The following is a 24460-nucleotide window of genomic DNA, read 5'->3' as shown; positions in this document are numbered from 1 at the left end:
TGGGTGGACTGGGTGGGTCTGACGACAGCTACGGCCGGGGAGGCCGGGCATGCGGTGTGCGTGCCCGGCCTTCCCGGCCCCGGAGGATGGATGTGGTCACTTGCCGCCGGCGCGTGGGGTGCCGATGTGGGTGATCTTGTGGTTGCGGTCCAGGCCGACGACGAGCTTGGTGGTGACCCCCTGACCCCAGGTGAGGGTGATGCCGACCTGGCCGGCGGTGGCGCTGTTCTTGACCGTCCACTTCAGCGGGACGTTCTGGGCGCGCAGGATGCCGTCCGAGTGGTTGCGGTCCTCCCACTTCTCCACCTCACGGAGGGAGTCGGCCCGGACGTAGAACTCACGGAGTTCGGTGGTCAGCGTCTCTAGAACTCTGTGTGTGCCTGTGGTTTCCAGGCTTTTCGGGCGCGGCGTGGCCGTGTGCGGTTGCCGTCCGGTGGTCCGAACCTCGGGGTGAGGGGGTGGACTTCGGTGGCGTGCAGGTGGTGGAAGCCGGTCCGCTGGGCGGCGCGGGTGCGTCGTCGACAGGTTCTGCGTGAGAGCCGCACCCGGCCGGATCGTGGAAGGTCTTCCTCGGTTCGGTGGGGTGCGGGTACTCCATGACCTGGCACCGGCCCGGGTGTGGCGGCTGGTGTCGTGGTGTCATGCCCCGCCGGACGCTGGACTGCCCCCGGGGTGGGGGTGGTGGCGGGGACCGTACGCACATCGGGCGTACGGCGGGAAGTCGTGTGGCCGGGGCCGGGGCCGGGGCCTGTGGCAGCGTGGCGAGGGCTCGGCCTGGCAGGGGTGGGGCGTCCCTTGCCCGGGGTGGTTTTCGGCCCGCGCGGGCGGGGCGGGGCCGTTTGCGCGTGGCGCTGTCGGCGCAGGCGGCGGGTGGTCTTCTTCGGACGCCGGACCATGGTCACGGTGCCCTCGATGGTGGTGCGGATGGTCCGGGTGCCTGTGGTGCGGTCGGTGGTGGTGTGGGTTTGGGCGAGCAGGCCGCGGGAGACGATGCGTCGGGCGGCGGCGTGGTCGCGGTCCATGGACAGCCCGCACCCGGTGCAGTGCGCCCACTTCCAGCCCCGCTCACCGAGTCGGTCGGGGGCCGGGTGGTGGGTGAGTGTGGTCAGGCAGCCGGGGCAGAGTTTGGAGGTGCCCCGGGCGGGAACGGTGACCACGGTGATCCCGGCCTTCGCGCCCAGGTGCCGGATCGCCTCGGCGACAGCGCCGCGGACCTGCCCGGACAGGCGGGCGTTGCCCTTGCGGTGGCCGCGGGCTTCCAGGGTGGCGAGATCCTCCAGGTAGATGACGCTCGCGCCGAGCGCGGCGGCCTGGTCGACGGCCCAGCGGGCCGCCGCCCGGGCCAGCGCGGCGTTCAGCTGCCGGATCCGGGCACACACCCGGACATGTTCCGCCTGAAGTGCCCGGGCCCGCTCCAGGTGTCCGCCCCAGGCCAGGTGCGGGGAGCCGAGCCCGTCGGCCAGCGCCCGGTAGTGGTCGCGCTTGGCCGCGAGACGCTCGCGCACACCGCGCAGCCGGTGCAGAGCGGTGCTGATCACCGTGGCGTCAAAGACCAGGGGACGGCCGTCGGTGACGACCCGGGAGGTCTGCCCTTTCCCGGCCAGGCGGCCGAGTGTGCCGGTGAGGAGGGTGTTGACACCCCAGTCGAAACCGACCGCCACCCGATGCCCGGTCGGCTTGGTGGCCGGGGTGGGCCGTGAGTGCGGCAGGTCGACGGCGATCCTCCCGGCCGGGGTGGGGCGCAGGGTCGGGGTGTGCAGCACCGCATCAGGCGCGACGGTACCGGGCAGCCGGATGTCGAGCATGTGCCAGGCCCAGTCACGCCCCGTGGCGGGGGCGGCCCGCAGGGGGAGTTTGACCCGCAGCCGGGCGGTGGCCGCATCCACCCGGGTCAGGGTGACCTGCTGGCGGTCCATCGCGGCCAGGAGTACCTGGCCGGCCACCTGTGGCGGGCCCTCCAGGGCGCACAGCCCGGCGGGCAGCTGCCCGTGCTCGGCCACGTGGGCGCGGATCTGGCGGGTGCGGTTGCGGATTTCGGCACCCGTCACCCCGGCGGGCAGTACCGCCCTCAGGGCCGTCCACTCCGCCACGGTGCGCCGCCGGGGATCGGCGGGCCAGGCGGCCAGGACGGCGGCCACGATGCTGCGCCGGTGCAGGGCCAGACGCAGGGTGCGCGCGGCGTACTCCTGAGCGCCCCGCCGCACCCGGTCCGGGACATACACCCCCGCCGGGAGCACAACATCCTGCGGCCAGTTCAAGCGACGCAGCGCCATCCAGCCCTTGGACGGCAACGCCTGACCCTGCCCGTCCACCCCCGCAGCCAGCACGTCAAAGGAATCCTCGTCCCACCGCGCGGCCACCAGAGCACCCGTCAGCTCCCGGCTCAACTCGGCCAGAAAACCCACCCGTTCCAGCAGCACCCGCTGCCCGACCCGCTCACCCGTGGCCTCCAGCACCCCCGAGAAGGCGGTACATGTCGCCGTCGCCATCAACCTAGCCACGCACCTCACCCGCAACACCGGCTCCCGCTCCCGCTCCCGCTCCGGCTCCGGCTCCGGGTCCGGCTCCGGCTCCGGCTCCGGCTCCGGCTCCGAGGACAGGCTGCTTCATGCGGCCCCCGGCTTCGTCCAGAAGCCGTCGACGCGCCTCACGCGAGCGCATCCCGTACATGCGGCCGGCGAAGGTGGCCACCAGCGACATGAAATCGTCCAGCAGTTCCTCCATCCCCCCGGCCGCTCCCTTGGAATGCAACACCTCGACCGTAACGCGATGATGAGCCAGAACCTGGATCAACCAGCCCGCACCGAACCGGGCCAACCGGTCCCCGTGCGTGACCCGCACATGGGTGAACTCCCCCTTCGCGGCCCGTTTCACCAGCCGGTCAAGCCCCGGCCGTGACTCCCGCAGCCCCGAAGCACGGTCTTTGAAGACCGCGACCACCACCCCCGAAGCGGTTGCCCGCAGTTCGGCCTCCTGCGCGGCCAGCGAAGACCCCTGCCCGCTGCTGCCCGAAACCCGCACATACAGAGCCTCACGCCGCCCGGCCGTATCCGGGCAGCCGGTCAGAGCGTCCAACGCCTCACTGGAGAAGCGCCGTTCACGCCCCACCCACACCACCGCAACCCTGCCCTCGTTGGCCCATAGCCGCAGCGTGCCCGGATGCACACCCACCCGCCGCGCAGCCACCGCCAACCGAAGAAGTTCCATGCCGAGGAACCTACGGCCCCACACACACCCACCACCCCAAACCGGCACGACATCACACCATCGCTGGAAGCAGGGGGGAATCACCCACAGATCCATACACGCTCTGCTATGCAGCATCCACAAGGATCCCTAAGCAAAAACCCCGACAGTTGAAGACCCTCCCCGGCTTGTCGCGCGAGCACGACGAGGCGTCGCGCCCCGCCTCGCGAAAGCCCTGGTACAGACACCGCGTCGCGGTCACGGCGGCTCTGGTGACCGCGCTGGTCGCCACCCTGGGCAGCCTGTCGGCCCTGCCGTCCGGGCGCTCCTCGGCCAACGGCACCGACCAGGTGTCCGGCACGACGACCGCGGGCGCACGGCACGGCTCCCCGTCACCGTCCGCACCCACCTCCGCCTCCGCCACGCACAGCAGGCCGACCGGCTCGCCCTCGGCGAAGGCTCCCGCCGCGGACGACCACTCGTCGAGCCCGTCCAAGAGCCCCTCCGCCAAGGCCGTCCCCGCCGTCCCGCCCCTCACCTGGACCGTGAACTCCCAGCTCTGGGCGTCCGGTTGCGATCACGACTACGTCATCGACAAGGCGCCCCAGCGGGTACCGCCTCCCCCGGCCCCGCAGGACGCCACCCCGTGGGCGCGTACACAGGGCGCGGTACACGGCGGCCAGACACTCGTGGACATCTCCGTGCAGGGGCGGACGGACGCGGCCGTCGTCCTGAAGGCGCTGCGGGTCCGCGTCGTGGGACGGGCCGCCCCGGTGAAGGGCACCGTCTATTTCACGGGCCAGGGCTGCGGCGGCGACCTGGACCCCCGCTCGTTCGCCGTGGATCTGGACATGGACCGGCCGATCGCCCGCTCGGTCCAGGGCCCCGAGGACGGAACGGGCACCCCGGCGAAGCGCATGCCCTACCAGGTGTCCGCGAAGGATCCCGAGGTGCTGATGGTCGACGCCCGGACCGTCGACTGCGACTGCCGCTGGTATCTGGAGCTCGACTGGTCCTCGCAGGGGCGTACCGGCACCGAGCGCATCGACGACCACGGCCTGCCGTTCCGCACCAGCGGCACCAAGGGCCTGCCCCACTACTGGTACGCGCACGACGGCTGGACCCCGATCGCGAGCTGAGCGGGGTCAACGGCGCCGCGACCGCGACCGCCACCGTCGCCGTCACCGCGCAGCCGCTGGCGCAGACCGCCGTGGAGCAGTGGCGGGCGCCTTCGCCTGTGCGTCGAGGACGACGGCCGGGGCGGCGCGGACGCGGACGCGGACGGCGGCTCCGGACTCACCGGCATCCGCCGCCGGATCGCGGCGCACGACGGCACCCTCTCCCTGGCCGGCCCGCCCGGCGGCCCCACGCACGGCGGCGCTTCGGCGAACGCCGCGCACGGGAAAGCGGACGAGGAGGCGGGAGAGCGGCTCGCCGGCCCCCGGTCCACTCCCCGGTGCCGGCCGTGGCGCAAGGCGGCGCGTCGACGAACCGCCGTCCACAGCCGATGTGTTGCCGTGTAACGGTGTCGCTACGGCGGTGTCCTGAAGGACGGACGGGCGTGACCTCGGGGCTCTGGGGCCCCTCCTCATCAGTGTCTTACGCAGTGCAGGACCGGGGAGCCGGTGGAAACGCCGCCGACTCCCTCCTACCCGCACCACCCCCACCTCGGAAGGAACCTCCTCTGATGAACCGCCACCTGCGCAGGGCCGTCGTCGCCACCGCCGCGATCACCGCCGGGCTGCTGATGACGGCGTGCCAGAACGGCACCGACACCGACTCGTCCGGCACGAGCGGAGCGGACAAGGCGGCCGTCGCGGAGAAGGCAGCGGACTCCAAGAACTCCAAGGGCGTCAGCGGCACGTTCAAGAACGGCGAGGTCACCTATCTCGCCCCGGGCAAGTACATCGTGTCCGTGCCGGGCAAGCAGGACCAGCAGTTCTGGGTCGCCGAGGACACCGAGGTCTACGGCGCCGGCACGATATGCGGCGAGGCGGGGGCCAAGGTGGACGCGCCCTGCACGCTGGACCAGCTGGAGTCGGCCGTCAAGAAGAACGCCGTGAACGCCGACGTGGAGATGAAGAAGGGCATCGCGACCCTCGTGACCGAACGCCGTAGCGCGCAGCAGGACACCGGCACCGGCTCGGGCTCGGGCTCCGGCAGCGACTCCGACAGTGGCTCCGGCGACGACTCCGGCTCCCGCGAGACCGTCGTCGAGGACATCAACAAGGGCAAGGGCGTCAACGGCACCTGGTTCGGCAACGTCTCCTACCTGGCACCGGGCAAGTACACCGTCTCCGACATGAAGGGCGTCGAGCAGCAGTTCCTCGTCGCCGAGGACACCGAGATCTGGGGTTACGACGACATCTGCGACGCCGTGAACACGGGTCAGGGCGGCGAGGGTGGCATCGAGTGCACCGAGGCCCAACTGGAGACGGCCGCCAAGAAGGGCTTCAGCGCCGAGGTCGTGATCAGCAACGGCATCGCGACCACCATCCGCGACGACCACTGAGCCACACCCCACGGCGAGCCGGTGGATGGCCCCGCGCCCGATGCGGGGCCGTCCACCACCCTGCCGGACGGGCGCGGAGCCGAGTCATGGCGGCGGAGGGAGGCTCCCGTCGGGCTCACGGCTGCCGTGGCCCGGCCTCGGTCGTCGCCCCGGCTCCGGGGGCCGGAGGAACGGTGAGTCTCGCCGTCGTGACGTACGAGACCACGACCGCGACGATCACCAGCGGCATGACGGTCAGCCCCTGTGCCCCGAGCAGGAGGGTGGCCAGCAGGACGGAGACCAGCGGAAGTCTCAGCATCGCCGTGCCCATCGCTCCGATACCCATCGCGAACCCCGCTACCAGGCTGAGCCCCGGCAGGTGGGAGAACAGGATGCCGCCCGCCGCTCCCACGAACATCGCGGGAAAGATCGGGCCTCCCCTGAAAGCGCTGAGCGAGGTGCAGTAGGCCAGGCCCTTGCACACCACCAGCAGCGACAACGCTCCCACCGAGTACGCGGCGTGGTGCGTGAGGAGCGGATCCAGCGCCGACTGCCCCGAGTACAACACGTCGCTCGCCGCTTTGCCGGTGCCCTCCGCGTAACCGATCGCCAGCCCCGCCACGACCAGGCCGATGACCACCGTGGCCGGCACCCGTCGCCTCTCGACGTGCGTCCTGAGCCGGACGGCGAGCCACCGGATTCCCGCACCGGCGAGTGCGGCCGACACTCCGATGACCAGAGCCCACCCGAATTCCGCCACGGTCGGGGACGTGGCCTCGGGTACGTCGTGCAGGGTCAGCGAGTAGGTGCCCAGCCCGGTCCAGGATCCCAGCCCGACGAAGATGAGCGCGCCGATGCCCGCGGCCAGCAGGCCGGGCACCAACACCAGCGCCATCATCGGCCCGCCCAACCCCGAGGCCTCCATCAGGAGGAACGCTCCCAGCAGGGGGGATCCCAGCAACGAGCTGACGGCCGCGAAGCTGCCCGCCGCGCCCAGCACCTCGATCATCTGCTTCGGGGGGTCGCGCTTGACCATCCGCACGGCGCCGGCGGCGAGCCCGCCGCCGAGCGCCAGCAGAGGTGCCTCGGGTCCGAGGACGGCGGCGAAACAGAGCGTCGCCAGGGCGGCGGCGAAGATGCCGGGCAGCTCGATGGGGGTGGGCGTGCCGCCGGGCTTGAACCCGTCCGTCGGTTCATGGCCGCCGTGTCCCGGCAGGTACTGGATCGTCAGTGCCACGAGCAGCCCCCCTACGGCGAGCAGCGGCAGCGGCCACCAGGAGGGCGTTCCGTCGAACCCCAGCGACTTGGGCAGATCCGTGTAGAGCAGCGGCTGGACCTCCCCGACCAGCGCGAGGAAGCCGAACGCCGCCGCGGACACCGGCCCGCCGATCAGCGCGGCCATCAGCAGAAGCACCAGGTACGCGCGGCTCCGAAGCAGCGTCATCGGGTCCGGGAGCGGCGACGGGGCCTCGGACCCGGTCGTGGCAACCGGCATGCGCATTGCCTCCTCGCGAATGCGGACCCCGTCGGGGTCTCACCGGCTGCTTTCGGCGAACCCGGAAATCCGGAAGACGCCGCCGCCTGGTCCGGCGGCACGGATTCGAGCCTGGCACGCCGTTCTCACGCGGGCACGTCGACGCCGCCCATGCGTGTCTGCGTGTCACTGCGATACGTCTCCGGACCCCGTCCAACGCCCCTCCTACAACCCTTTTGGGGCCTTCCACGGCGAGTCCGGTCCGGTCAGGGGCATCGGTAGGTGAGGTGGGTGGTGAAGGTGCGGTCGGTGGGGGAAAGGATGCGCAACTCGACCTGCGCCGCGTACCGGCCCTGGCCCTGGAAGGTCCACAGCAGGTGCAGACGCGCCTGTCTCTGGCCCCGGACCACCACTTCGCGCAGCACGCCCGAGGCGGTGCCGTCGCTTCGGATCCAGCGGTAGGAGAACGTGCCCGGCCTGCCGTTCGTGGTGACGAGACCGACGATGTCCGCTGTGTCACCGCAGCCCAGGACCGTCGGCCGGGCCGTGACCGCCGCCGTCCGCACCGCGACGGACGGCCCGAGGCGCTGCCAGGCGAGGAGGGCCATGACGGAGATCAGCACCAGCGCGGGCAGGGCGTGCCGGCGCAGTCGTCGGCGTCGGGGCACGGGGGGCGGCGGCGGCAGCGCGGGCAGCGTCCGGTGGGTGCGGTGCGCGAGGGCGGCCGTCACCCCCGGGCCGAAACGCAGCATCGTGCCTTCGGTGCGGTCCGGCGGCGTCGGCAGGTTCTCCGGGGAGAACGGCAGGCCCTCCGTGGAGAACGGACCGACGAGGGTGGCGTCCGGCTCGGGTCTCTGGATCCAGTGGCTGTCCAGCACGGTGGCGCTGTACTCGGCGTCGACGGAGCCGGGTTCGCCGCTCGGGGCGCGTTCGACGCTCGGGGCGCGTTCGTCGGCGCGGTCGAGGTCCTGGGTGGGGTCGAGGTCCTGGGTGGGGTCGAGGACCTGGGTGGGGTCGAGGACCTGGGTGGGGTCGAGGACCTGGGTGGGGTCGAGGACCTGGGCGGGGTCCCCGTCCTCGGCGGAACCCAACACCCGGCTCGGCTCCCCGCCCTCGGCAGCATCGAGCGCCCGAGTGACATCGAGGACCTGGGTCGGCTCCCCGCCCTCGGCGGAACCCAACACCCGGCTCGGCTCCCCGCCCTCGGCAGCATCGAGCGCCCGAGGGACATCGAGGACCTGGGTCGGCTCCCCGCCCTCGGCGGAACCCAACACCCGGCTCGGCTCCCCGCCCTCGGCAGGTGCGGACGCGGATGTGGACGCGGATGTGGAAGCGGACGCGGGAGTGCGGTCGTCGTGAGTGGTCATCTGAGGTCACACCGCCTGGTCAGAAGCTGCTGCGAGGCGCCGCCGTCGGCGGAGGCCGGAGTGGTCGTGGCCCGGACCGCCCAGTAACAGCCGAGGTTCCGGAAGGTGTGGTCGACGGTGAGCGTGTACTGGGTGGCGCCGCTGCGCTCCAGCGTCTGGACCGCACCGTCCTGGGTGCCGAGCTGTCCGCCGGTGTCGCCCGCGAACCACGAGACGGTGAGGGAGAGCGGCCCGGTGCCGTCCGTGGTGATGCCGATCGTCGCCGTGGCGGTCGTCGGACCCGTCTGCCGGAAGCCCGACACCACGACGTCCTTGATTGCGGGGGCGGCCGGCGAGGCGGGGGGAGTGGTCGTCGGCGTCGTCTCGGGTGTCGCCTCGCCGGGCGTCGTCGTCTCCGGGGCCGGGTCCGGGTCCGTGGTGCCGGATGCCGAGGGCGTGCCGGTGTCGGCGGTCGCCGGGTCCGAGGCCGACGGGCCGGCCGACCCGGTGGAGGTCGGGGACGGCGAGGACGACGGGGACGACGTCGACGATTCGGTGGTCGTCGGGGTCGGAGCCGTGGGCCCCGCCGACGCCCCGCCGGGCTGGGCACTGGTGGTGGCCAGGGCCTGCGCCGCCTGCTGCGGAGCCGCTCCGGGCGTGTGCTGGATGCCGTAGGTCAGGAGGACGCCCAGAAGCGCGGCCGCACCGGACACCAGCATCCCCGGCCGGCCGGGCCGCCACGACCGCGCCCAGCCGTCTCCCCGTTCCGGGCTCAGCAGCGTGCGCGCGGTGTCCGTGGTGGTGTGCGGGGCGCTGCGGGCCGAGGGCAGCAGCAGCGGCAGCAGGGCCACCAGCGCGGCGAGCCGACCGCGGCCGCGTTCCTCCCAGTCGGGCCCGTAGGCGGCGCCGGCGGCCGTCTCCAGGTCCGTGACGAACGCCTCGGCGTGCGTGGGCCGTTCCCGCGGGTCCTTGGCCAGTCCGCGCCGCACCAGGTCCCGCACCCCCTCGGGGACCTCCTCGACGGGGACGGGCGCGTCGGCGTGCTGCAGCGCGAGGGCGGCGAGATTGTCGGCCGGGTACGGCTTGTGGCCGGTGAGGCACTCGAAGAACGTGGCCGTGGCCGCGTACACGTCGGCGGCGGGCGAGGCGGGCGCGCCGGTCCACTGCTCCGGGGCCATGTAGGAGGGGGTGCCCGCCGCTCCGGCGCTGGTGCCGACGTCCGCCGCGATCCCGAAGTCGACGAGCTTGGACGCTCCGTCCGGCATGACCAGGACGTTCGCCGGCTTGTAGTCGCGGTGGACGACACCGATGCGGTGCGCGTCGGCCAGACCGAGCAACGAGCCCTTGAGGACCAGGAGGGCGGCCTCGGGATCGAGCGGGCCCTGACCGTTCAGCATGGCCCGCAACGAGACACCGTCCACCAGCTCCATCACGATGGCCGCGCCGTCCGGGCTCTCGACGTATTCGTACAGCCCGGCGACGTACGGGCTCTCCAGGCCGCCGAGCAGCCGCGCCTCCGCCCTGAAATCGCGGACGAAGCCGGGCCGGGTGCGCAGTGACTCGCTGAGGTACTTCATCGCGACCGGCACGCCGGTCTCCTGGTGCACGGCGAGGACGACCCGCCCGCTCGCCCCCGCTCCCAGTTCCGACGACTCGGTGTATCCAGGCACCGCCCATGTGTTCATTCCAGCCCCCCAAGGCTGCAGTGCTGCCGGAAACCTCACTCGCCCCGGAGCTTCGGACCACGCCCCCAGAGACACACTTTCGGCCACGGTGGTTGCGGTGCGCCACCCCCAGGAGCCCCGCTCCGGGGATTCCACGGCCGGACCATCCGGACGCTCCGGCTGAAAACGGCCAGGCCGGCGCCATCCTGCACATCCGGTCCTGGGGGGCGCCGGGCCGAAAAGTGACCGATCCACAGCCGCCCGGCGGACCGGAGCAGCCTGCGGACCGGAGCGGCCGGAGAGCCAGAGCGGCAGACGGTCGGAGCAGCCGGAAAGCCAGAGCGGCCGACGGACCAGAGCGGCAGACGGTCGGAGCAGCCGGCGGACCAGAGCGCCCGGCCGACCGGAGCGGCCGGCGAGTCCGGCCGTGTCGGTCCGGCCGTGGTCAGGCCATCTCGGTCCGGCCGTGGTCAGGCCGTGTCGGTCAGGCCGCCTCGACCGGCTTCGGCCCGGTCGAAGCCACCTCGGCCGGCAGGGCCTGCTCGCACCAGATCGTCTTGCCCGTCGCGGTCTGCCGTGTCCCCCACCGCTGCGTCAGCTGGGCGACGAGCAGCAGGCCCCGGCCCCCCTCGTCGAACACCCGTGCCCGCCGCAGATGCGGCGCGGTGCTGTTCGCGTCCGAGACCTCACAGGTCAGCACGTGGTCATGGATCAGCCGCAGCTGGATCGGGGGCACGCCGTACCGGATGGCGTTCGTCACCAGCTCGCTGACGACCAGTTCGGTCACGAACGCGGCCTCCTCCAGGCCCCAGGACACCATCCTGCGCACGCTCTCCGAACGCACCCGCGACACGGCCGCCGCGTCCGCCGTCACATCCCACGCCGCGACCCGCCGCCCGTCCAGCGCCCGAGTCCGCACCAGCAACAGCGCGGCGTCATCGACGGGTCCGTCCGGCAGCGCCGTCCTCACCACGTGTTCGCACACGTCCTCCAGCGAGCCGGCGGGCGCGGTCAGTGCCGTGCGCAGCGCCTCCAGGCCCGCGTCCAGGTCGCGCTGCCGGGACTCGACCAGGCCGTCGGTGTACAGCGCCAGCAGACTCCCCGGCGCCAGCGCCACCTCCACCGACTCGAACGGCACCCCTCCCAGGCCGAGCGGCGGCCCGGCCGGGAGTTCCAGGAAGCCGGCCGCCCCGTCGGGTGCCACCAGGACGGGTGCCGGATGTCCGGCCCGGGCCAGCGAACACCGCCGCGACACCGGGTCGTACACCGCGTACAGACAGGTCGCACCGATGTCCGCCGCCGTATCGGCGTCCCGGCCGGCCCCCGACTCCGCGGCCAGCTGGATCACCAGGTCGTCCAGTCGGGTCAGCAGTTCGTCCGGGGTCGGATCGACGTCCGCGAGCGTGCGTACGGCGGTCCGCAGCCGCCCCATCGCCGCCGCCGCGTGGATCCCGTGTCCCACCACGTCCCCGACCACCAGGGCCACCCGCTCGCCCGACAGACGGATCACGTCGTACCAGTCGCCCCCCACCCCGATGCTCGGTGACGCGGGCAGATAGCGCGAGGCCACCTGCACCGCCGACTGGTACGGCAGCCGCTGCGGAAGCAGGCTCCGCTGCAGCGCGAGTGCCGCCGTCCGCTCCCGGGTGAACCGCCGCGCGTTGTCCAGGCACACCGCCGCCCGGGCCACCAGGTCCTCGGCCAGGGAGAGGTCGTCGGACTCGAAGGGCTCGGGGGTCTCGCGGGTTCGGGTGAGCATGACCACGCCGAGCGTCGTGCCCCGGGCCCTGACCGGCAACAGCATCCACGAGTGCGTCCCGAACCGGGCGATCTTCGCCTGCCGGGCCGGGCTCAGGGCCGCCCAGGCGCGGATCACCGGGTCCTCGGTCAGGTACATCGCCGAGCGTCCGCTGGCCAGGCACAGCGCCGCGGGAGAGTCGGCGAGATACACGTCGGAGTCGCCGGCGGTGGTCTGCGCCTCCAGGACACCCTCGAACAGGTTCAGCTCCGCGATCCGGCGCAGCCGGACGGCCCCGGCGATGGGCCCGGGAGCGGGCTCGTCCCCCCGGAGCAGGACCTCCAGCAGGTCGACACGGGCGAAGTCGGCGAACCGGGGCACCACCACCTCGGTCAGCTCCCGGCCGGTCCGGGTCACGTCCAGGGTGCTGCCGATGCGGACGCTCGCGTCGTTCAGCAGGGCCACGCGTTCCCGGTCGCGGCTGGCGCGGGTGACGTCCGTGACGGTGGTGCAGACGCCGAGCGTCCGGCCCCGTTCGTCCCGCAACGGTGTCGCGGACACGTCGAAGACCCGGGAGGAGGACCCCGCCGGGAGGCTGCCTCTGACCTCGCCGGCCTGCTCCTCACCCGTCAGCAGAGCCCGCCGGGTCCGCTCCTCCCACTCCGCCGCGTCCGGGCCGACCAGGACGTCGGTGAGGCGGCGCCCGCGCCGTTCCTCGTCGGAGAGTCCGCTCAGGCGGCGCATCCGCTCGCTCTGCCACACGCAGCGCAGATCGGTGTCGTAGACCGTGAGCGCCAGCGGCGAGGCTTCGAGGGTCCACGTGGACAACGCCTCCCGCTCCCGCTCCCCCACCGCGAACCCGGCCGGCGGCGGGCCGATCACCAGGATCGAACCGGGCCCCGTCGCACGCCCGGCCACGTCGGTGGCCAGCGGGTAGCCGGAGACCGGCAGCGTCAGCAGGCTGCCGTCCCTGTGCCGCACCGGGAGCGCCCTGTGGCGTTCCTCGGAGCCCGCGGCGTCGTACACGTTCGGCCCCAGCAGTTCCGCGACCGGCTGCCCCACGGCCTCCGCGGCCGTGTGGCCCAGCAGGCGTTCCGCCCCGGGGCTCCACCCGGTGATCAGACCGCGCCGGTCGGTCACGACCAGCCCGAGGACGCGCGACGTGTCCATAGCGTCCAGCGTGGTGCCCGTGATGCCCATAATCAACCCGTATGGCCGCCGTCGGCCGAGGGGGCCCGGCCTGTGGGTCCCGGCCGCCGCGGGCCGGGGTCGAGCCCCGCGCAGGCGGCCAGCGCCCGGCCGATCGCGCGGCCCGTCCCGGTGAGGAGCCGGTCGTAGGTGACGGACAGGACCAGGCGCAGCGTCTGCTCGGCGTCGAGGCAGAACCAGGAGCCGACCGTCCGCAGCCCGTGCGGGGTGAGCCGCCACAGCTTGTCGGCGTCCTTGACCACCGCGTCGTCGGCGTTGAGGGCGTGCCGCCGGGTGTCGTGGCCGTCGACGATCTCCGTGATCCGCGCGGTGACGTCCGGCGGGTACCCGAGGTCGGTGAGGATGCGGTGGGCGATGACGGCACCCTCGGTCTCGTGTCTGCGGACGGTCCCGGGGTCGTGGGAGCCGGGGGCGATGGCGGGCAGGATGCGTGCCGGGTCGACGGTCTTCCAGCCGGTGTCGTGCAGCAGGATCGCGGGGAGCACCACGTCGGCGCGGGCCAGCGGCACCGCGGCCAGCAGCGCGTCCGCGAGGCCGTAGGCGTGGAGCGAGTGCGTGGCGTTGTCCCGCACGTCGAGATACGGCAGGGCCCGGTCCCAGATCTCCCGTTCGACCCCGGTCAGGCGCACCAGCGCGGGCACCTCGTCCGCCGGGGGGATCAGCGACGGGGCGAGCGGGAGGACGGGAAGCGGTGTGGGAGGCATGCCGGTCTCCTTTCGGCGCGAGCGCGCTCAGTCGAGGAGAGTGACGGTGCCGGCCGTGCCGTCGACGCGGATCCGCTGCCCCGTCCTGATACGGGTGGACGCCGACCCGGTCCCGGTCACCGCGGGCAGGGAGTACTCGCGGCAGACGATGGCGGCGTGCGACATCACCCCGCCTATGTCGGTCACGGTGGCCCGCACCCGCCCGAACACCGGGGCCCAGCTGGGCGCGGTGACCGGCGCGACGAGGATCTCCCCGTCCTGTACGAGGTCCAGTTCGGCGGGGCTGTGGACGATCCGGGCCGGGCCTTCCGCACGTCCGGGTGAGGCGGCCAGGCCGATCAGGTCGCCGGTGGTGTCGAGGTCGGCCAGCCAGGACCGGACGCGTTCGCTGGTGATGCCCCACAGCATGATGCTGAAGGGTTCCGTGACGGCGGCGGGCGGCCGGTTCAGCGCCGGTTCCGGGCGCCGGGACGCGAGGGCGCGGACCATCCGCCGCCGCCGTGCCACCTCGGGCGGCCAGTGGTCGGGGCCGATGGGCGCACTGCCCCGCGCCCAGCCGGACGCGAAGTCGAACAGCGCGCCGCGGGCCTCGTCGCGCGTGAGGTACAGCATGTCGTTCTCGCCGGGCCAGAAACCCGCCCGGTGCAACAGCGCCGACAGCTCACGGGTCTTGCGCCAGAAGACGCCCATGGACCAGTGCTCGATGTAGAAGTTGTGGTTCTCCACGTACGGGTAGACCTGTCGGGCGAGCCGCAGTTTGGCGTCGAAGTCCGTGCGCTGAGCGGGGTCGAGCAGGGCGGCGTACTCGCCGGTGATCCGGTCCCGTTCGGCGACGAGTTCGCTCACCCGCCGGTCGATGTGCTCGCCCCGGCGCAGCCGCCGGACGTAGTCGCCGATGTAGCCCAGGGGCAGCGCGGGTTCGTCCCGCCAGTACCGGTCCTCGGCGTAGAAGCCGTTGCCGGAGGTGAAGTTGAACCACGGGTCGCGGGCCGTCTCCCAGGCGTCCAGCCAGTCCCGGCCCCCGGGCGCCGACGCGACGGAGTCGAGGGTGTGCCGTCCGGGGCCGGGGACGGTCAGCAGGTGGTCCAGGTCCAGTTCGACGGCGAGCTTCGCCAGTCGCTTCAACTCGTCGTCCGGGCGGAACAGTTCCATGTCCACGCCCTGGACCATGGCCGCGACCGCCTGGTCGGGGATACCGGGGAACCACTGTCCGCACGCCTGGAAGAGGTCCAGGTAGGCCGCGTAGCCGAGGTTGAGGAACTCGAAGTGGTGCTGCCAGGCCCGGTGGCACAGCGCCAGGAGCCTGTCGTACCCGCCGAGCAAAGTGTCGGCCGCGTCCAGCCCGACGCCGCGCTCGACCTCCTCGTACGGCTGGACGTCGGGCAGTTCGGTGAACCGGAGCGCCTCCAGCTCCCCGATCGTGGCGAGGACCTTGCCCTTCCAGGTGTCCAGCAGCGCGTCCCAGTGCGCGAAGTAGTACCCGGCGCGCCGGAGGAAATCCGGCACCCTCGCCGCCGCCTCGTCCCGCTCCACCGTCACCGGGTGGTGGTAGACGTATCCCTGGTGGACGCGGCATTCCAGGCCGCCTGCGGGCGGCACGAGGAAGTACCGGGTGTTGAACTGCCCCAGGCACTTCGTCGACAGCTCCGGGCCGATCGTCTCGAACGGTTTGAGCACCGTGGGCCAGTGCTGGCTGTCGCAGAACCAGAACTTCGCCTCCTCCACAGCCCGCCGCTCGGGCTGGAAGAGCACGTTGTACGGGTACATGCTCCGCCAGTCCTCGGCCCCCTCGGGCGCCCGCTGCTCGTAGGGGCTGGGGAAGCTCGTGCGCCGTGCGGACGACGTGTGCCGCCGGGTCGGGGTGCGCTGCTGGGTCGCCATGCGAGGTCCCTTCGTCGGGCCCGTGCGGGCCGGGCCGGGCCGGGCCCGGGGCTCGGGTCGCTCGGGTCGCTCAGGTCGGGAGGGTCCCGAGTCCGAGCATGGTGTCGGCGATGCTGGAGACGCCCGCCCCGGGCACCACCTCGGCTCGCGCGCGTGGTCGACGGCTCCAGAACGTCTCGGGCCGCGCCTGGAGCAGCAGCACGCGGGGGCCACTGTCCGGGAGCGGGGCCGCGTCACGGGCGATGACCCACTCGACGTCCTGCGGGCAGCCGTAGTGCCGCTCGACGCGCTTGGCCAGCTCGGCGACGGCGGTGACCTCGGCGGGCTCCAGGCACGCCCTCCCGCGGCGGGCGTCCTCGACCGCGCGCCGGAGGAGGCCGTGCCCGTCCGGCGCGACGACCAGCTCGTGGTGCTGCGGCGACAGGGTCGTCTTCAAGGGGACGAGCAGCACCTTGTCCACGACGTAGTGGTCGGGGGTCGTCTCGCCGGACATCACCGGTTCGCCGAGTCCCCAGGCGGCGTCGATGACGATCTTCGACGGGTCGCCGTCGGCCGGGTTCACGGTCATGGCCACCCCGGCGGTGCGCGCGTCGACCATGCTCTGCACACCCACCGCCATGCTCAGCCCCCGCTCGGGCATCCCGCCCGCAGCGCGGTAGGTGATCGCCCGCGCCGTCCACAGGCTCGCCCAGCAGCGGCGTACGGCGTCGACGACGGCGTCGGCCCCGCGCACCCCCAGGTACGTGTCGTACTGCCCGGCGAAGCTGGCCGCCGGCAGGTCCTCCGTCCCGGCGCTCGACCGTACGGCCACCGGGACGTCCTGGGCCGCCCCGAGGACCCGGTAGGCCGCGGTGACGGCCGTCGCGACCGGGGGCGGCACGGGCCGGTCGGTGACCAGTCCACGGACCTCGGCGGCACGTCTCTCGGTGTCGGCCGTGTCGGAGAGGTCGAGCCCGGCGAGGAGGGAGCCGATCCGCGCGCGAAGGCCGCCGCCGTCGAGCGCGGCGTCGAAGGCGTCGGTGGTCACCGCGAACCCGGGCGGCACCGGGACCCCGCGGCCGGTCATCGTCAGCAGAGCGGCGCATTTGCCCCCGACCCGGGCGGTGAACGGAGCGGCGCCGGAATCGAATGCGACGGTGTACTGGTCGGCCATGGAAGGGCTCTCCGCACGGGCAGGGCTGCACGGCATCCCCCCACCGAGCTTACGGCGTCCCGGGCGACCACGGCATTCGGCGACCCGGCAGACGCCGCGCCCGCCCGACCGGAGCGGCCCGGCAGCCGCCGCACCAGCCCGACCGACCGGAGCGGCCCGGCCGCAGCCGCGCGGCCGCGGCCGCCGGAACGCCTGCGGGGTAGGGGTTCGGGGAGCACAGGCACGGGCCTGCGGGGCGGTCGTACGCCGCCGTGAGGCGGGGCCGACGGACCGATGCGCCGGACGCGCGGCTCACGTTCCGGCCGGAGTCCGGGGCACCCGGCCTCGGAGCCACCACCGACGGCCCCGGGCAACGACGGCAGGCGCCGTACCAGCCCGACCGCAGCGGCCCGACCGAAGCGGCCCGACCGCGGCCGCGCGGCCGCGGCCGCCGGAACGCCTTCGCGGGGTACGGGTACCACCCGAGACGGTCGCACGCAGCGCCAGGGGTGCGTCCGGCGTACGGATCCGCCGGACGCGCGGCTCACGTTCCGGCCGGAGCCCAGGGCACCCGGCCTCGGAGAAGGCCGCCGACGGCCCCGGGCAGCGACGGCAGGCGCCGTCCAGCCCGGCCGAAGCGGCCCGGCCGCAGCCGCGCGGCCGCTCACGCCGGAACGCCCGCGGGCCCGCGGCCGCGCACGCCGGACCGCCCGCGGGGGTACAGGTGCCGCCGGGCCCACGGGGCGGTCGCGCGGCGCTGGGGCGCGTCCGGCGGAGCGGGTCCGCCGGGCGCGCGGGTCACTGTCCCGCCGGAGCCCAGGGCACCCGGCCCCGGAGACGGGCCGCGGCGGCGAACGCCGCCAGCGTCCCCGCGACCAGCAGGGGGTGCCCGACCAGCCAGGTCTGGACGCCCTCGAACGGGTCGACGGCGGTCAGCGTCGCGCGCTCCAGCGTCCAGGACACCGAGAAGACGAGGCCGATGACGGCCACCCCGACGCGGAACGCGGGATAGAGCGGGGTGCGGGCCAGCACGACCAGCGACGGCATCATCAGGGCGACGACGAGCAACTGCGTCAGTTCGATGCCCAGGTTGAAGCCCAGCAGCGTGGTCACGAGCGATCCCCGGTCGAGGCCGAGGTCGCCGATGAGCGAGGCGAACGCCAGCCCGTGGACGAGGCCGAACCCGGCGGCGATCAGCACCTCTCCGCGGGCCACCAGCGGCCGTACCGCATGGACCGCGGACACCGCGATCGAGACGGCGATGAGCGTCTCGACCGGCCGGGACGGCACCTGGACCGCTCCCGAGGCCGCGAGGGCCAGGGTGAGCGAGTGGCCCACGGCGAACGCCGACACGACGTGCACGACGCGTACGACGGGGCGGCGCGGCGAGGTGTCCGAGGCGCGCCACCGGCCGCCGGCCGCCACCAGCGGGGCGGGGATGAGCAGCATCAGCAGGAACAGCAGGTGGTCGGCGCCCTCACCGACATGCTCGATGCCGAGCCCCGCCGTGGTGGCGAGACCCGTCAGCCAGGAGCCCTCACCGGCCGGGACCCGCAGGCTCCCGGTGTCCCGGTCGAGGACGCCCAGGGTCTCGGCGTCGTCCGCCCTGAGGATGCCCCGGTCGAAGTCGTAGCGGACGGTGGCGAGGACCTTGTGGGTGAGGAGTTCCTCCACGATGACGTCGTAGCGCAGCCGGAAGTCGGTGACCTGTCCGTCCGGCGGGCGGATGGTGAGCGGGTAGACGAGGTGCGCCGTCCCGTCGATCGTCCGCACCGAGCCGGTGGCGAGCGTGACGGTCCACGCGTCGCCGTCCTCGCCGACGGCGCCGATGTGCTGGGCCGTGTAGCGCTTGAGGAAGGACCGGTCCTCGCCGAGCACACCGGTGCGGGTGAGGTCACGGTCGACGGCGATCGCCAGGCGGTCGACGGGGAGTTGGACCTCGCCCTCGACGTGGTCGTCCCGGATGTCGAGCAGGACGGCCGAGGTGCTCATCGGGTGGGCGCCGGCCGGCGACACGAGGCCGCCGACCAGCAGGAACGCCGCGAGCAGGAGGGTGTGGCAGACACGGCGCACGGACGTCATTCCCAGCCGTAGTCGGAGGTCTCGTCCCGGAAGACCGTGTGCTGGTGGATCTGTTCGGGCGTGTCGCCGGCCTGGTTGGAGAACTCGATCCAGGCGGACGGCCCGTCGAGACGGACGTACGTCTCGTTGTTGTCGATGGTGTTCCCGCCGCTCCAGCCGATGTACGTCTCGTCGTACTCGGAGACGTACTTCTTCAGCAGCCGTCCCGCGGCCTTCTCGTCCAGGTCGTCGACCCAGGTGCGCAGCATCGCGGTCACCTTGGCCCGCTGCTTCTTGGTGAGGCTGCTGACGAGGACGCCCTCGGGTTCGGCCGGGAAGGGGCCGTCGTCGCCGGGGCCGAGCAGCAGGTCGTCGAAGCTGCCGTCGATCTCGGCGGCGGCCAGTTCGTCGACGGTGAGCGACTGGACGGCGCCGATGGTGGCGGCCCGCTTGTCCGCGAGCGGGGCGTACTCCTTGTCCTCCCAGGTGAATGCCATCGGCTCGACGGCGGTCAGAGTCGGCGACATGGTCACGTTCTTGCCGGCGTAGGTGATGTTGTACGCCGCGTGGTGGCCGCCGTACTGGACCATGAACTCGCCTGTCTTGCTGGGCTGTCCGAAGAAGGCGATGTAGTACCCCTCCGAGCCGAAGTCGGCGCCGCCACCGCCACCTCCGCCACCGCCGGGACCGCCGCCGGGGCCGCCGGTGGGGGTGCCGGTCGGAGATCCGGAGGGAGGCGTGGGCGTCGTCTCGTCCTCGTCTTCCTCGCTTTCCTCCTGCGCGGCGAGGTAGTCGTCGGCCTCGCGGATCTCGACGAGCTCCTGGTAGCCCTGCTTGCTGAGTGCGGCCTCCATGACCTTCATGGCCGCCGCGTCCTGCTCGGCGGTGAGGTCGCCCAGCTTCAGGCCGTTGCGGTCGACGACGCCGTCCGGGAAGTTCGACCAGCCGGTCTTCTTCACCTCGTCGCCGAAGTCGTAGAGGGCGGTCTCCTTCTGCTCGTCGGACAGCGTGGCGAGGAAGGCGTCCGCGGCCTTCACGACCTGGGCGGTGTTGGCGCCACCGGCTCCGGTGCGGGCCGCGGCGGCCGGGATGGCCTGCTCGGCGACCGTCGCCGAGGCGGACCCGGGGTCGAAGGCGAGATAGCCGACGGTGCCGAGGGCGATGCTCAGGCACGCGGCGAGTACCACGGACCGGCGCAGTACGGGGCGGGTGTGGGACGGCATGACGCTCCTGTGGTGTGAGGGTGGTGGAGCCCTCATCGTGGAAGAGCGGTCTCAGCGCCCGGCGGGAGCGAGTCGGGAATTGGATGAGAAGCGGCTGACAGAACGCTGTGCGACGATGCGCGCATGCCGGAACGTGTCCTCGTCGCCGACGACGATCGAGCCGTCCGCGAAGCCGTCGAGCGGGCACTGGAGTTGGAGGGCTACGACGTCGTCACCGCCGGCGACGGTGTGGAGACCCTTGTCCTGGCCCGCCGGGACTCCTTCAGCGCGCTCATCCTCGACGTGATGATGCCGCACATCGACGGCGTGGCCGTCTGCCGGGTGCTGCGCGCCGACGGCGACCGCACCCCCGTACTGCTGCTCACCGCACGGGCCGGCGTCCCGGACCGGGCGGACGGGCTGGACGCCGGCGCCGACGACTATCTGCCCAAGCCCTTCGAGGTGCCCGAACTGCTCGCGCGGCTACGGGCGTTGCTGCGCCGGGCCGCGCTGACGGCGCCACCCGCCGCATCGACGTCACCCACCTCGCCGACTTGGCCGGCCTCTTCAGCCTCCCCGGCCTCGCCCGCCTCGCGGGCCGGGCAGGGCGAGCGCGCGGGTGACCTGCTGCGAATGGCGTCCCTGCGCGTCTCCCCGGGCACCCGACGCGCGTGGTGGGGCGCGGCCGAACTCCGGCTGACGAGAACCGAGTTCGACCTGCTGGAGCTGCTGGTGCGCAACGAGGGCCTCGTCCTGGACCACGCGGAGATCTACCGGACGGTGTGGGGCTCCGACGCCGCCGTGGACGCGAAGAACCTCGCCGGTTACGTCGGCTATCTGCGGCGCAAGCTCGCCGAGACCGGAGCACCCGACCTCATCCGCACGGTACGCGGCGTGGGTTACGCGGCGCGGCGGCCATGAGTCTGCGCTCGCGGTTCGCGCTCGCCTTCGCCGCCGTCGGTGCCGCCGTGGCGGTGGCGGTCGGCGCGCTGAGCTACCGCGCCGCCTCCGACCGCGTCCTCGCGGAGATCGACCGGTCGCTGAGGTCGACCACCACGGCCCTGGCGCACGCGGCGGAGGAACAGCAGGAGCAGGCCGTGGCCGACGCGGTCACCCACGGCACCGGCCCCGACCTCTATCCCGGACCGGACCTGCCCGGCCCGGGGGACGAGGAGGAGCGGCGGCCGGTCCTGCAGGCCGTGGCCCGGGACGGCACGCCCACCCTCCTGGGCGGCCCGCTCGACGAACTGCCGGTGTCCCGGACCGCGCGCGCCCTCGCCGCCTCCGGCCCGGCCGGCCGGTCGGACACCACCGAGACCGACGTGGGCGGCCACACCTACCGGCTGCTGACGACCGCGCTCGGCGGCGATCGCGGCGCCCTGCAGGTGGCCGTCCAGGTCGACCAGACCCACTACGTACTGGGCGGCATGAAGAGGCAGATCGCCGCGGCCAGCCTGGCGGTCATGCTCGTCGCGGCGGGCACGGGCCGGCTGCTGGCCGGACGCATCACCCGTCGTCTCGCGCGGCTGGCCGAGGTCGCCGAGGAGGTCAGCACGGACGGCCGTGTCGGCGGCGACGCACCGGAGTTGACGGGCGGCCGCGACGAAGTCGGGCGGCTGTCCGCGTCGTTCAGCAGGATGCTCGGCCGCATCGCCGCCGCCCGTGAGGCCCAGGAACGGCTGGTGCACGACGCCGCCCACGAGCTGCGGACCCCGCTGACCAGCCTGCTGGCCAACGCCACCGTGCTGCACCGCGTCACCGAACTGTCCCCCGACTCCCGCGACCGGCTCCTCGACGACGTCCAGGACGAGACGCGCGAACTCGGTCACCTCGTCGACGAACTCGTCGAACTGGCCCTGGCGGGCGGCCGCGAGGAGGCCGAGGAACCCGTCGCCCTGGCCGAGGTCGCCCGCCGCGCGGCGCGGCGCGTGTACCGGCGCACCGGACGCCTGGTCCACATCGACGCCGACGACTGCGTGGTCCGCGGCCGCCCCCAGGGCCTCGAACGCGCGGTGGGCAACCTGCTGGAGAACGCCGCCAAGTTCGACGCCGACGGCGACGAGCCCATCGAGGTGCGCGTCCGCCGGGGAGCGATCACCGTCCGCGACCGGGGCCCCGGCATCGCCGCCGCCGACATCAACCGTGTCTTCGACCGCTTCTACCGGGCCGACGGCACGCGCGGTCTGCCCGGGTCCGGACTCGGCCTCGCCATCGTCCACGACGTCGCGGAGGCCCACGGCGGAACCGTCTCGGCGGGTACGCGGCCCGGCGGCGGCGCCACCGTGGGCTTCACCGTGAGCCGGTCACGTCTTCTGCCCGGCCCCGGCCCCGGCCCGCGCACCCCGACCACCGCGACGGACTGACCGCACCCGTCCGCCCCGCCGACGGGACCGACCGCACCCATCACCCCGCCGACGGACCGACCGCACCCGTCTGCCCCGCCGACGGGACCGACCGCACCCGTCCGCCCCGCCGGCGGACCGACCGCACCCATCACCCCCGACGACAGACCGCCTGAGGTCAGCCGTCCTGCGACGGGGTCTGCCTGATGCCGTCGACGATGGCGCGGTTCATGATGGCGCTGGTGAAGACCACCGTGCCGGGCTTGATCAAACCGCCCTCCTCGGTGGTCCTGTTCACCTGAACCGTGCGGTCGCCCAGGTAGACGTGGGTCTTCCTGTCGAAGATCCACTCCTCGCGCTGACCGCTGGTCTCGTCCAGCCGGGCCACGGCCACCCCGTGCCGGCCCGCCGCGTCCACCGCGTCGTCGACCACGACGACACCGGGAATCTTCGCGGCGGCCTTGAACAGGGCCGAGGACAGCTCCGCCGGGGGATAGCTTTCGCCGAGCAGGTCACCGATGGTGGTGAACGCCTGCTGGTCGGGGGAGTTGCCGGCCCCCTCGGTCTCCTTGTAGATCTTGGCCAGCAGGGCGTCGGGGTCGGTGGTCAGCTTGGCCAGGTAGTCGTACGACGGGGCGTTCAGGTACGCCTGCGGGGTGTTGCCCTGCTCGTCGGGGAGGCTCAGGGTCTCGCCCTCGGGGCTGTCGTTGACCGCGGGGTCGATCAGCCAGCCCTTGGTGCCGTCCGGCGACTCCCACACCTGGCGGGTGTGCAGCGCGTGGCTGGCCAGGGTGGTCCTGTCGTCGACGGTCTTCAGGAAGATGCTGGACGTCTTGGACTCGATGTAGATGTACTGGCCGGGCTTGACGGCCGGGTGCTCCCCCTCGGCCGCCGTGAGCGCGATCTGGTCGAGCAGCTGCGGTACGCCCTTGGTCGTGGCGGTGCCGACGGTGGTGGTCAGGGCCGGTCCGCTGGCGAGGCCGCCGTCCTCGACCCCGGTGCCGCCACCGGACGCGGCCACCCCGACGACGACCACCCCGGCGAGGGCCGCGGCCAGTGCGGGCAGGGCGATCGCGGGGCGCGGCAGCCGGAAGCGCCGGGTCTTCGCCGGTGCGGCCGGCTTCGTCGCCGCGCGCTCGTCCGCCTGGGTCTCGTGAATCTGGGCCATCATGCGCTCCTTGTGGAACTGGTGACGGCCCGGCGGCAGGTCGCGCGTCGTCCGGTCGAAGAGCTGTGCGCCCTCTGCAGACTCGGCAGCGTTCTGCCGGGACGTGTTCGCGGTCATCGGTTTCCTTCCTGTGCGGGCCGGATCGCGTGTGCGTGATCGCCTCTTGTCTGTCTGCGGGGGCTGCCGACTTCCCGTTTCCCGGGACTTTCCCCGAGATTTCTCTCAAGCGCTGTCGCCGCGGCCTCCCCTCCCAAGTGCCTTCTACGGCTTTGCAGTTGAGGTAGGGCCAGGGCGGCCTCGGCCTTCCTGCGGAGCTTCTTGCGGGCACGGGAGAGGCGGGAGGCGACCGTACCGACCGGAATGCCGAGCGCCTCCGCCGCGGCCTCGTAGTCCAGGCCCTCCCCCAGGCAGAGCACGATGACCTCGCGCTCCGGACGACGCAGTGACGCCAGGGCCGTGAGCGCCTGCGCGAGGCGCTGCCGGCCGTCGAGGCGGTCCGCGACCTCCTCGGCGTGGTCGGGCACCGACAGTTCGGCCGCCGCGGCCGCCTGCGCCGCCGCCCGGTACCGCCGGTTGCTCCGGTACTGGTTGCGCGCGGTGTTGGTGGCGATGCCCAGCAGCCACGGCCGCAGGGAACCGCCCTCCGGGTCGACCCTGTCCCGCAGGCGCCACGCCTCCATGAAGGTCGCGGCCATCACGTCCTCGGCCGTCGACCAGTCCGCGGTCAGCCGGAAGGCATGGTTGTAGACAGCGCGGGCGTAGTCGTCGAAGAGCTCGGCGAACGCGCTCGAATCCCCGGCCCGTACCCGGGTTCGCATATGAGTGCTCACACCCATGAGCTGTCCGGCACCCCGCACCGACT

18 protein-coding genes and 1 pseudogene are annotated in these 24460 nt (G+C 73.2%); 5 read left to right on the top strand and 14 right to left on the bottom strand.

The features are described 5' to 3' along the window. Positions 1-96: 96 nt before the first annotated feature. The 3 genes from OG202_RS26295 to OG202_RS26285 are packed head-to-tail and all read right to left on the bottom strand — an operon-like array spanning position 97 to position 3207. Entirely contained in the window at positions 97-306 is a 210-nt protein-coding gene (locus OG202_RS26295; RefSeq protein WP_327728584.1) for a hypothetical protein, read from the bottom strand. Between the two features lie 56 nt (positions 307-362). Beyond that, positions 363-2489 carry a zinc ribbon domain-containing protein gene (locus OG202_RS26290; protein ID WP_328223681.1) on the bottom strand — a complete coding sequence of 709 codons (2127 nt, stop codon included), beginning with the start codon at positions 2487-2489 and terminating at the stop codon, positions 363-365. 4 nt (positions 2490-2493) lie between these two features. Then, complete coding sequence (locus tag OG202_RS26285) at positions 2494-3207, bottom strand: IS607 family transposase (RefSeq protein ID WP_328223680.1); 714 nt, start codon at positions 3205-3207, stop codon at positions 2494-2496. Between the two features lie 167 nt (positions 3208-3374). On the opposite strand from OG202_RS26285, the gene OG202_RS26280 reads away from it, so the two are divergent. The 3 genes and pseudogenes from OG202_RS26280 to OG202_RS26270 all read left to right on the top strand — a co-directional run bounded on the left by OG202_RS26280 (position 3375) and on the right by OG202_RS26270 (position 5698). Continuing rightward, a complete protein-coding gene (locus tag OG202_RS26280; protein ID WP_328223679.1) occupies positions 3375-4325 on the top strand; it encodes a transcriptional regulator in 951 nt (316 codons plus the stop codon). Between the two features lie 81 nt (positions 4326-4406). Continuing rightward, positions 4407-4556 (top strand): annotated as a pseudogene (locus OG202_RS26275) (sensor histidine kinase); the annotation flags it as partial. 317 nt (positions 4557-4873) lie between these two features. After that, positions 4874-5698, top strand: coding sequence for a hypothetical protein (locus OG202_RS26270; RefSeq protein WP_327728588.1), 825 nt, complete (start codon positions 4874-4876; stop codon positions 5696-5698). Between the two features lie 115 nt (positions 5699-5813). Here the strand turns inward: OG202_RS26270 and OG202_RS26265 are convergent, their stop codons facing one another. The 9 genes from OG202_RS26265 to OG202_RS26225 form a co-directional block, all read right to left on the bottom strand. Next, the gene (locus OG202_RS26265) at positions 5814-7172 is read right to left on the bottom strand and encodes a chloride channel protein (RefSeq protein WP_326580074.1); all 1359 of its coding nucleotides are present in this window, start codon (positions 7170-7172) and stop codon (positions 5814-5816) included. Between the two features lie 245 nt (positions 7173-7417). Further along, positions 7418-8518 carry a hypothetical protein gene (locus OG202_RS26260; RefSeq protein ID WP_328223678.1) on the bottom strand — a complete coding sequence of 367 codons (1101 nt, stop codon included), beginning with the start codon at positions 8516-8518 and terminating at the stop codon, positions 7418-7420. Further along, a complete protein-coding gene (locus OG202_RS26255; protein WP_328223677.1) occupies positions 8515-10182 on the bottom strand; it encodes a serine/threonine-protein kinase in 1668 nt (555 codons plus the stop codon). The genes OG202_RS26260 and OG202_RS26255 overlap by 4 nt, the downstream gene beginning before the upstream one ends. A 463-nt stretch (positions 10183-10645) precedes the next feature. Continuing rightward, a complete protein-coding gene (locus OG202_RS26250; protein ID WP_328223676.1) occupies positions 10646-13069 on the bottom strand; it encodes a SpoIIE family protein phosphatase in 2424 nt (807 codons plus the stop codon). A 32-nt stretch (positions 13070-13101) separates the two neighbouring features. Next, the gene (locus OG202_RS26245) at positions 13102-13812 is read right to left on the bottom strand and encodes an HD domain-containing protein (RefSeq protein WP_327728593.1); all 711 of its coding nucleotides are present in this window, start codon (positions 13810-13812) and stop codon (positions 13102-13104) included. 27 nt (positions 13813-13839) lie between these two features. After that, entirely contained in the window at positions 13840-15693 is a 1854-nt protein-coding gene (locus tag OG202_RS26240) for a PEP-utilizing enzyme (RefSeq protein ID WP_328223675.1), read from the bottom strand. 70 nt (positions 15694-15763) lie between these two features. Then, entirely contained in the window at positions 15764-16846 is a 1083-nt protein-coding gene (locus tag OG202_RS26235) for a PEP/pyruvate-binding domain-containing protein (RefSeq protein WP_327728595.1), read from the bottom strand. 777 nt (positions 16847-17623) lie between these two features. After that, positions 17624-18907: a HupE/UreJ family protein gene (locus tag OG202_RS26230; protein ID WP_328223674.1), complete on the bottom strand. Its 1284-nt coding sequence runs from the start codon at positions 18905-18907 to the stop codon at positions 17624-17626. Continuing rightward, positions 18904-20109 carry a DUF3500 domain-containing protein gene (locus OG202_RS26225; protein ID WP_328223673.1) on the bottom strand — a complete coding sequence of 402 codons (1206 nt, stop codon included), beginning with the start codon at positions 20107-20109 and terminating at the stop codon, positions 18904-18906. Before OG202_RS26225 ends, OG202_RS26230 begins: the two co-directional genes overlap by 4 nt. A gap of 123 nt (positions 20110-20232) precedes the next feature. Here OG202_RS26225 and OG202_RS26220 point away from each other — a divergent pair, with 123 nt between their 5' ends. Together OG202_RS26220 and OG202_RS26215 are read left to right on the top strand one after the other, a co-directional pair. Beyond that, positions 20233-21009, top strand: a complete 777-nt coding sequence (locus OG202_RS26220) for a response regulator transcription factor (protein ID WP_328223672.1) — start codon at positions 20233-20235, stop codon at positions 21007-21009. Further along, positions 21006-22451, top strand: coding sequence for a HAMP domain-containing sensor histidine kinase (locus tag OG202_RS26215; protein WP_327728599.1), 1446 nt, complete (start codon positions 21006-21008; stop codon positions 22449-22451). The genes OG202_RS26220 and OG202_RS26215 overlap by 4 nt, the downstream gene beginning before the upstream one ends. 157 nt (positions 22452-22608) lie before the next feature. Here the strand turns inward: OG202_RS26215 and OG202_RS26210 are convergent, their stop codons facing one another. Continuing rightward, the gene (locus OG202_RS26210) at positions 22609-23715 is read right to left on the bottom strand and encodes a CU044_5270 family protein (RefSeq protein ID WP_328223671.1); all 1107 of its coding nucleotides are present in this window, start codon (positions 23713-23715) and stop codon (positions 22609-22611) included. Then, entirely contained in the window at positions 23712-24416 is a 705-nt protein-coding gene (locus OG202_RS26205) for an RNA polymerase sigma factor (RefSeq protein ID WP_328223670.1), read from the bottom strand. The genes OG202_RS26210 and OG202_RS26205 overlap by 4 nt, the downstream gene beginning before the upstream one ends. Positions 24417-24460: the final 44 nt, after the last annotated feature.

It is taken from the genome of Streptomyces sp. NBC_00310, assembly GCF_036208085.1.
Lineage (GTDB): Bacteria > Actinomycetota > Actinomycetes > Streptomycetales > Streptomycetaceae > Streptomyces.
Note: the sequence above shows the minus strand (reverse complement) of the source record. Positions and strands in the feature narration are given on the sequence as shown.

What these genes read in the sequence shown, in the direction of transcription:
- OG202_RS26260 (WP_328223678.1), bottom strand. Translation starts at nt 8,518, where the DNA reads ATGACCACTCACGACGACCGCACTCCCGCGTCCGCTTCCACATCCGCG.
- OG202_RS26255 (WP_328223677.1), bottom strand. Translation starts at nt 10,182, where the DNA reads ATGAACACATGGGCGGTGCCTGGATACACCGAGTCGTCGGAACTGGGA.
- OG202_RS26265 (WP_326580074.1), bottom strand. Translation starts at nt 7,172, where the DNA reads ATGCCGGTTGCCACGACCGGGTCCGAGGCCCCGTCGCCGCTCCCGGAC.
- OG202_RS26215 (WP_327728599.1), top strand. Translation starts at nt 21,006, where the DNA reads ATGAGTCTGCGCTCGCGGTTCGCGCTCGCCTTCGCCGCCGTCGGTGCC.
- OG202_RS26225 (WP_328223673.1), bottom strand. Translation starts at nt 20,109, where the DNA reads ATGCCGTCCCACACCCGCCCCGTACTGCGCCGGTCCGTGGTACTCGCC.
- OG202_RS26210 (WP_328223671.1), bottom strand. Translation starts at nt 23,715, where the DNA reads ATGACCGCGAACACGTCCCGGCAGAACGCTGCCGAGTCTGCAGAGGGC.
- OG202_RS26245 (WP_327728593.1), bottom strand. Translation starts at nt 13,812, where the DNA reads ATGCCTCCCACACCGCTTCCCGTCCTCCCGCTCGCCCCGTCGCTGATC.
- OG202_RS26285 (WP_328223680.1), bottom strand. Translation starts at nt 3,207, where the DNA reads ATGGAACTTCTTCGGTTGGCGGTGGCTGCGCGGCGGGTGGGTGTGCAT.
- OG202_RS26250 (WP_328223676.1), bottom strand. Translation starts at nt 13,069, where the DNA reads ATGGACACGTCGCGCGTCCTCGGGCTGGTCGTGACCGACCGGCGCGGT.
- OG202_RS26240 (WP_328223675.1), bottom strand. Translation starts at nt 15,693, where the DNA reads ATGGCGACCCAGCAGCGCACCCCGACCCGGCGGCACACGTCGTCCGCA.
- OG202_RS26220 (WP_328223672.1), top strand. Translation starts at nt 20,233, where the DNA reads ATGCCGGAACGTGTCCTCGTCGCCGACGACGATCGAGCCGTCCGCGAA.
- OG202_RS26270 (WP_327728588.1), top strand. Translation starts at nt 4,874, where the DNA reads ATGAACCGCCACCTGCGCAGGGCCGTCGTCGCCACCGCCGCGATCACC.
- OG202_RS26230 (WP_328223674.1), bottom strand. Translation starts at nt 18,907, where the DNA reads ATGACGTCCGTGCGCCGTGTCTGCCACACCCTCCTGCTCGCGGCGTTC.
- OG202_RS26235 (WP_327728595.1), bottom strand. Translation starts at nt 16,846, where the DNA reads ATGGCCGACCAGTACACCGTCGCATTCGATTCCGGCGCCGCTCCGTTC.
- OG202_RS26290 (WP_328223681.1), bottom strand. Translation starts at nt 2,489, where the DNA reads ATGGCGACGGCGACATGTACCGCCTTCTCGGGGGTGCTGGAGGCCACG.
- OG202_RS26205 (WP_328223670.1), bottom strand. Translation starts at nt 24,416, where the DNA reads ATGCGAACCCGGGTACGGGCCGGGGATTCGAGCGCGTTCGCCGAGCTC.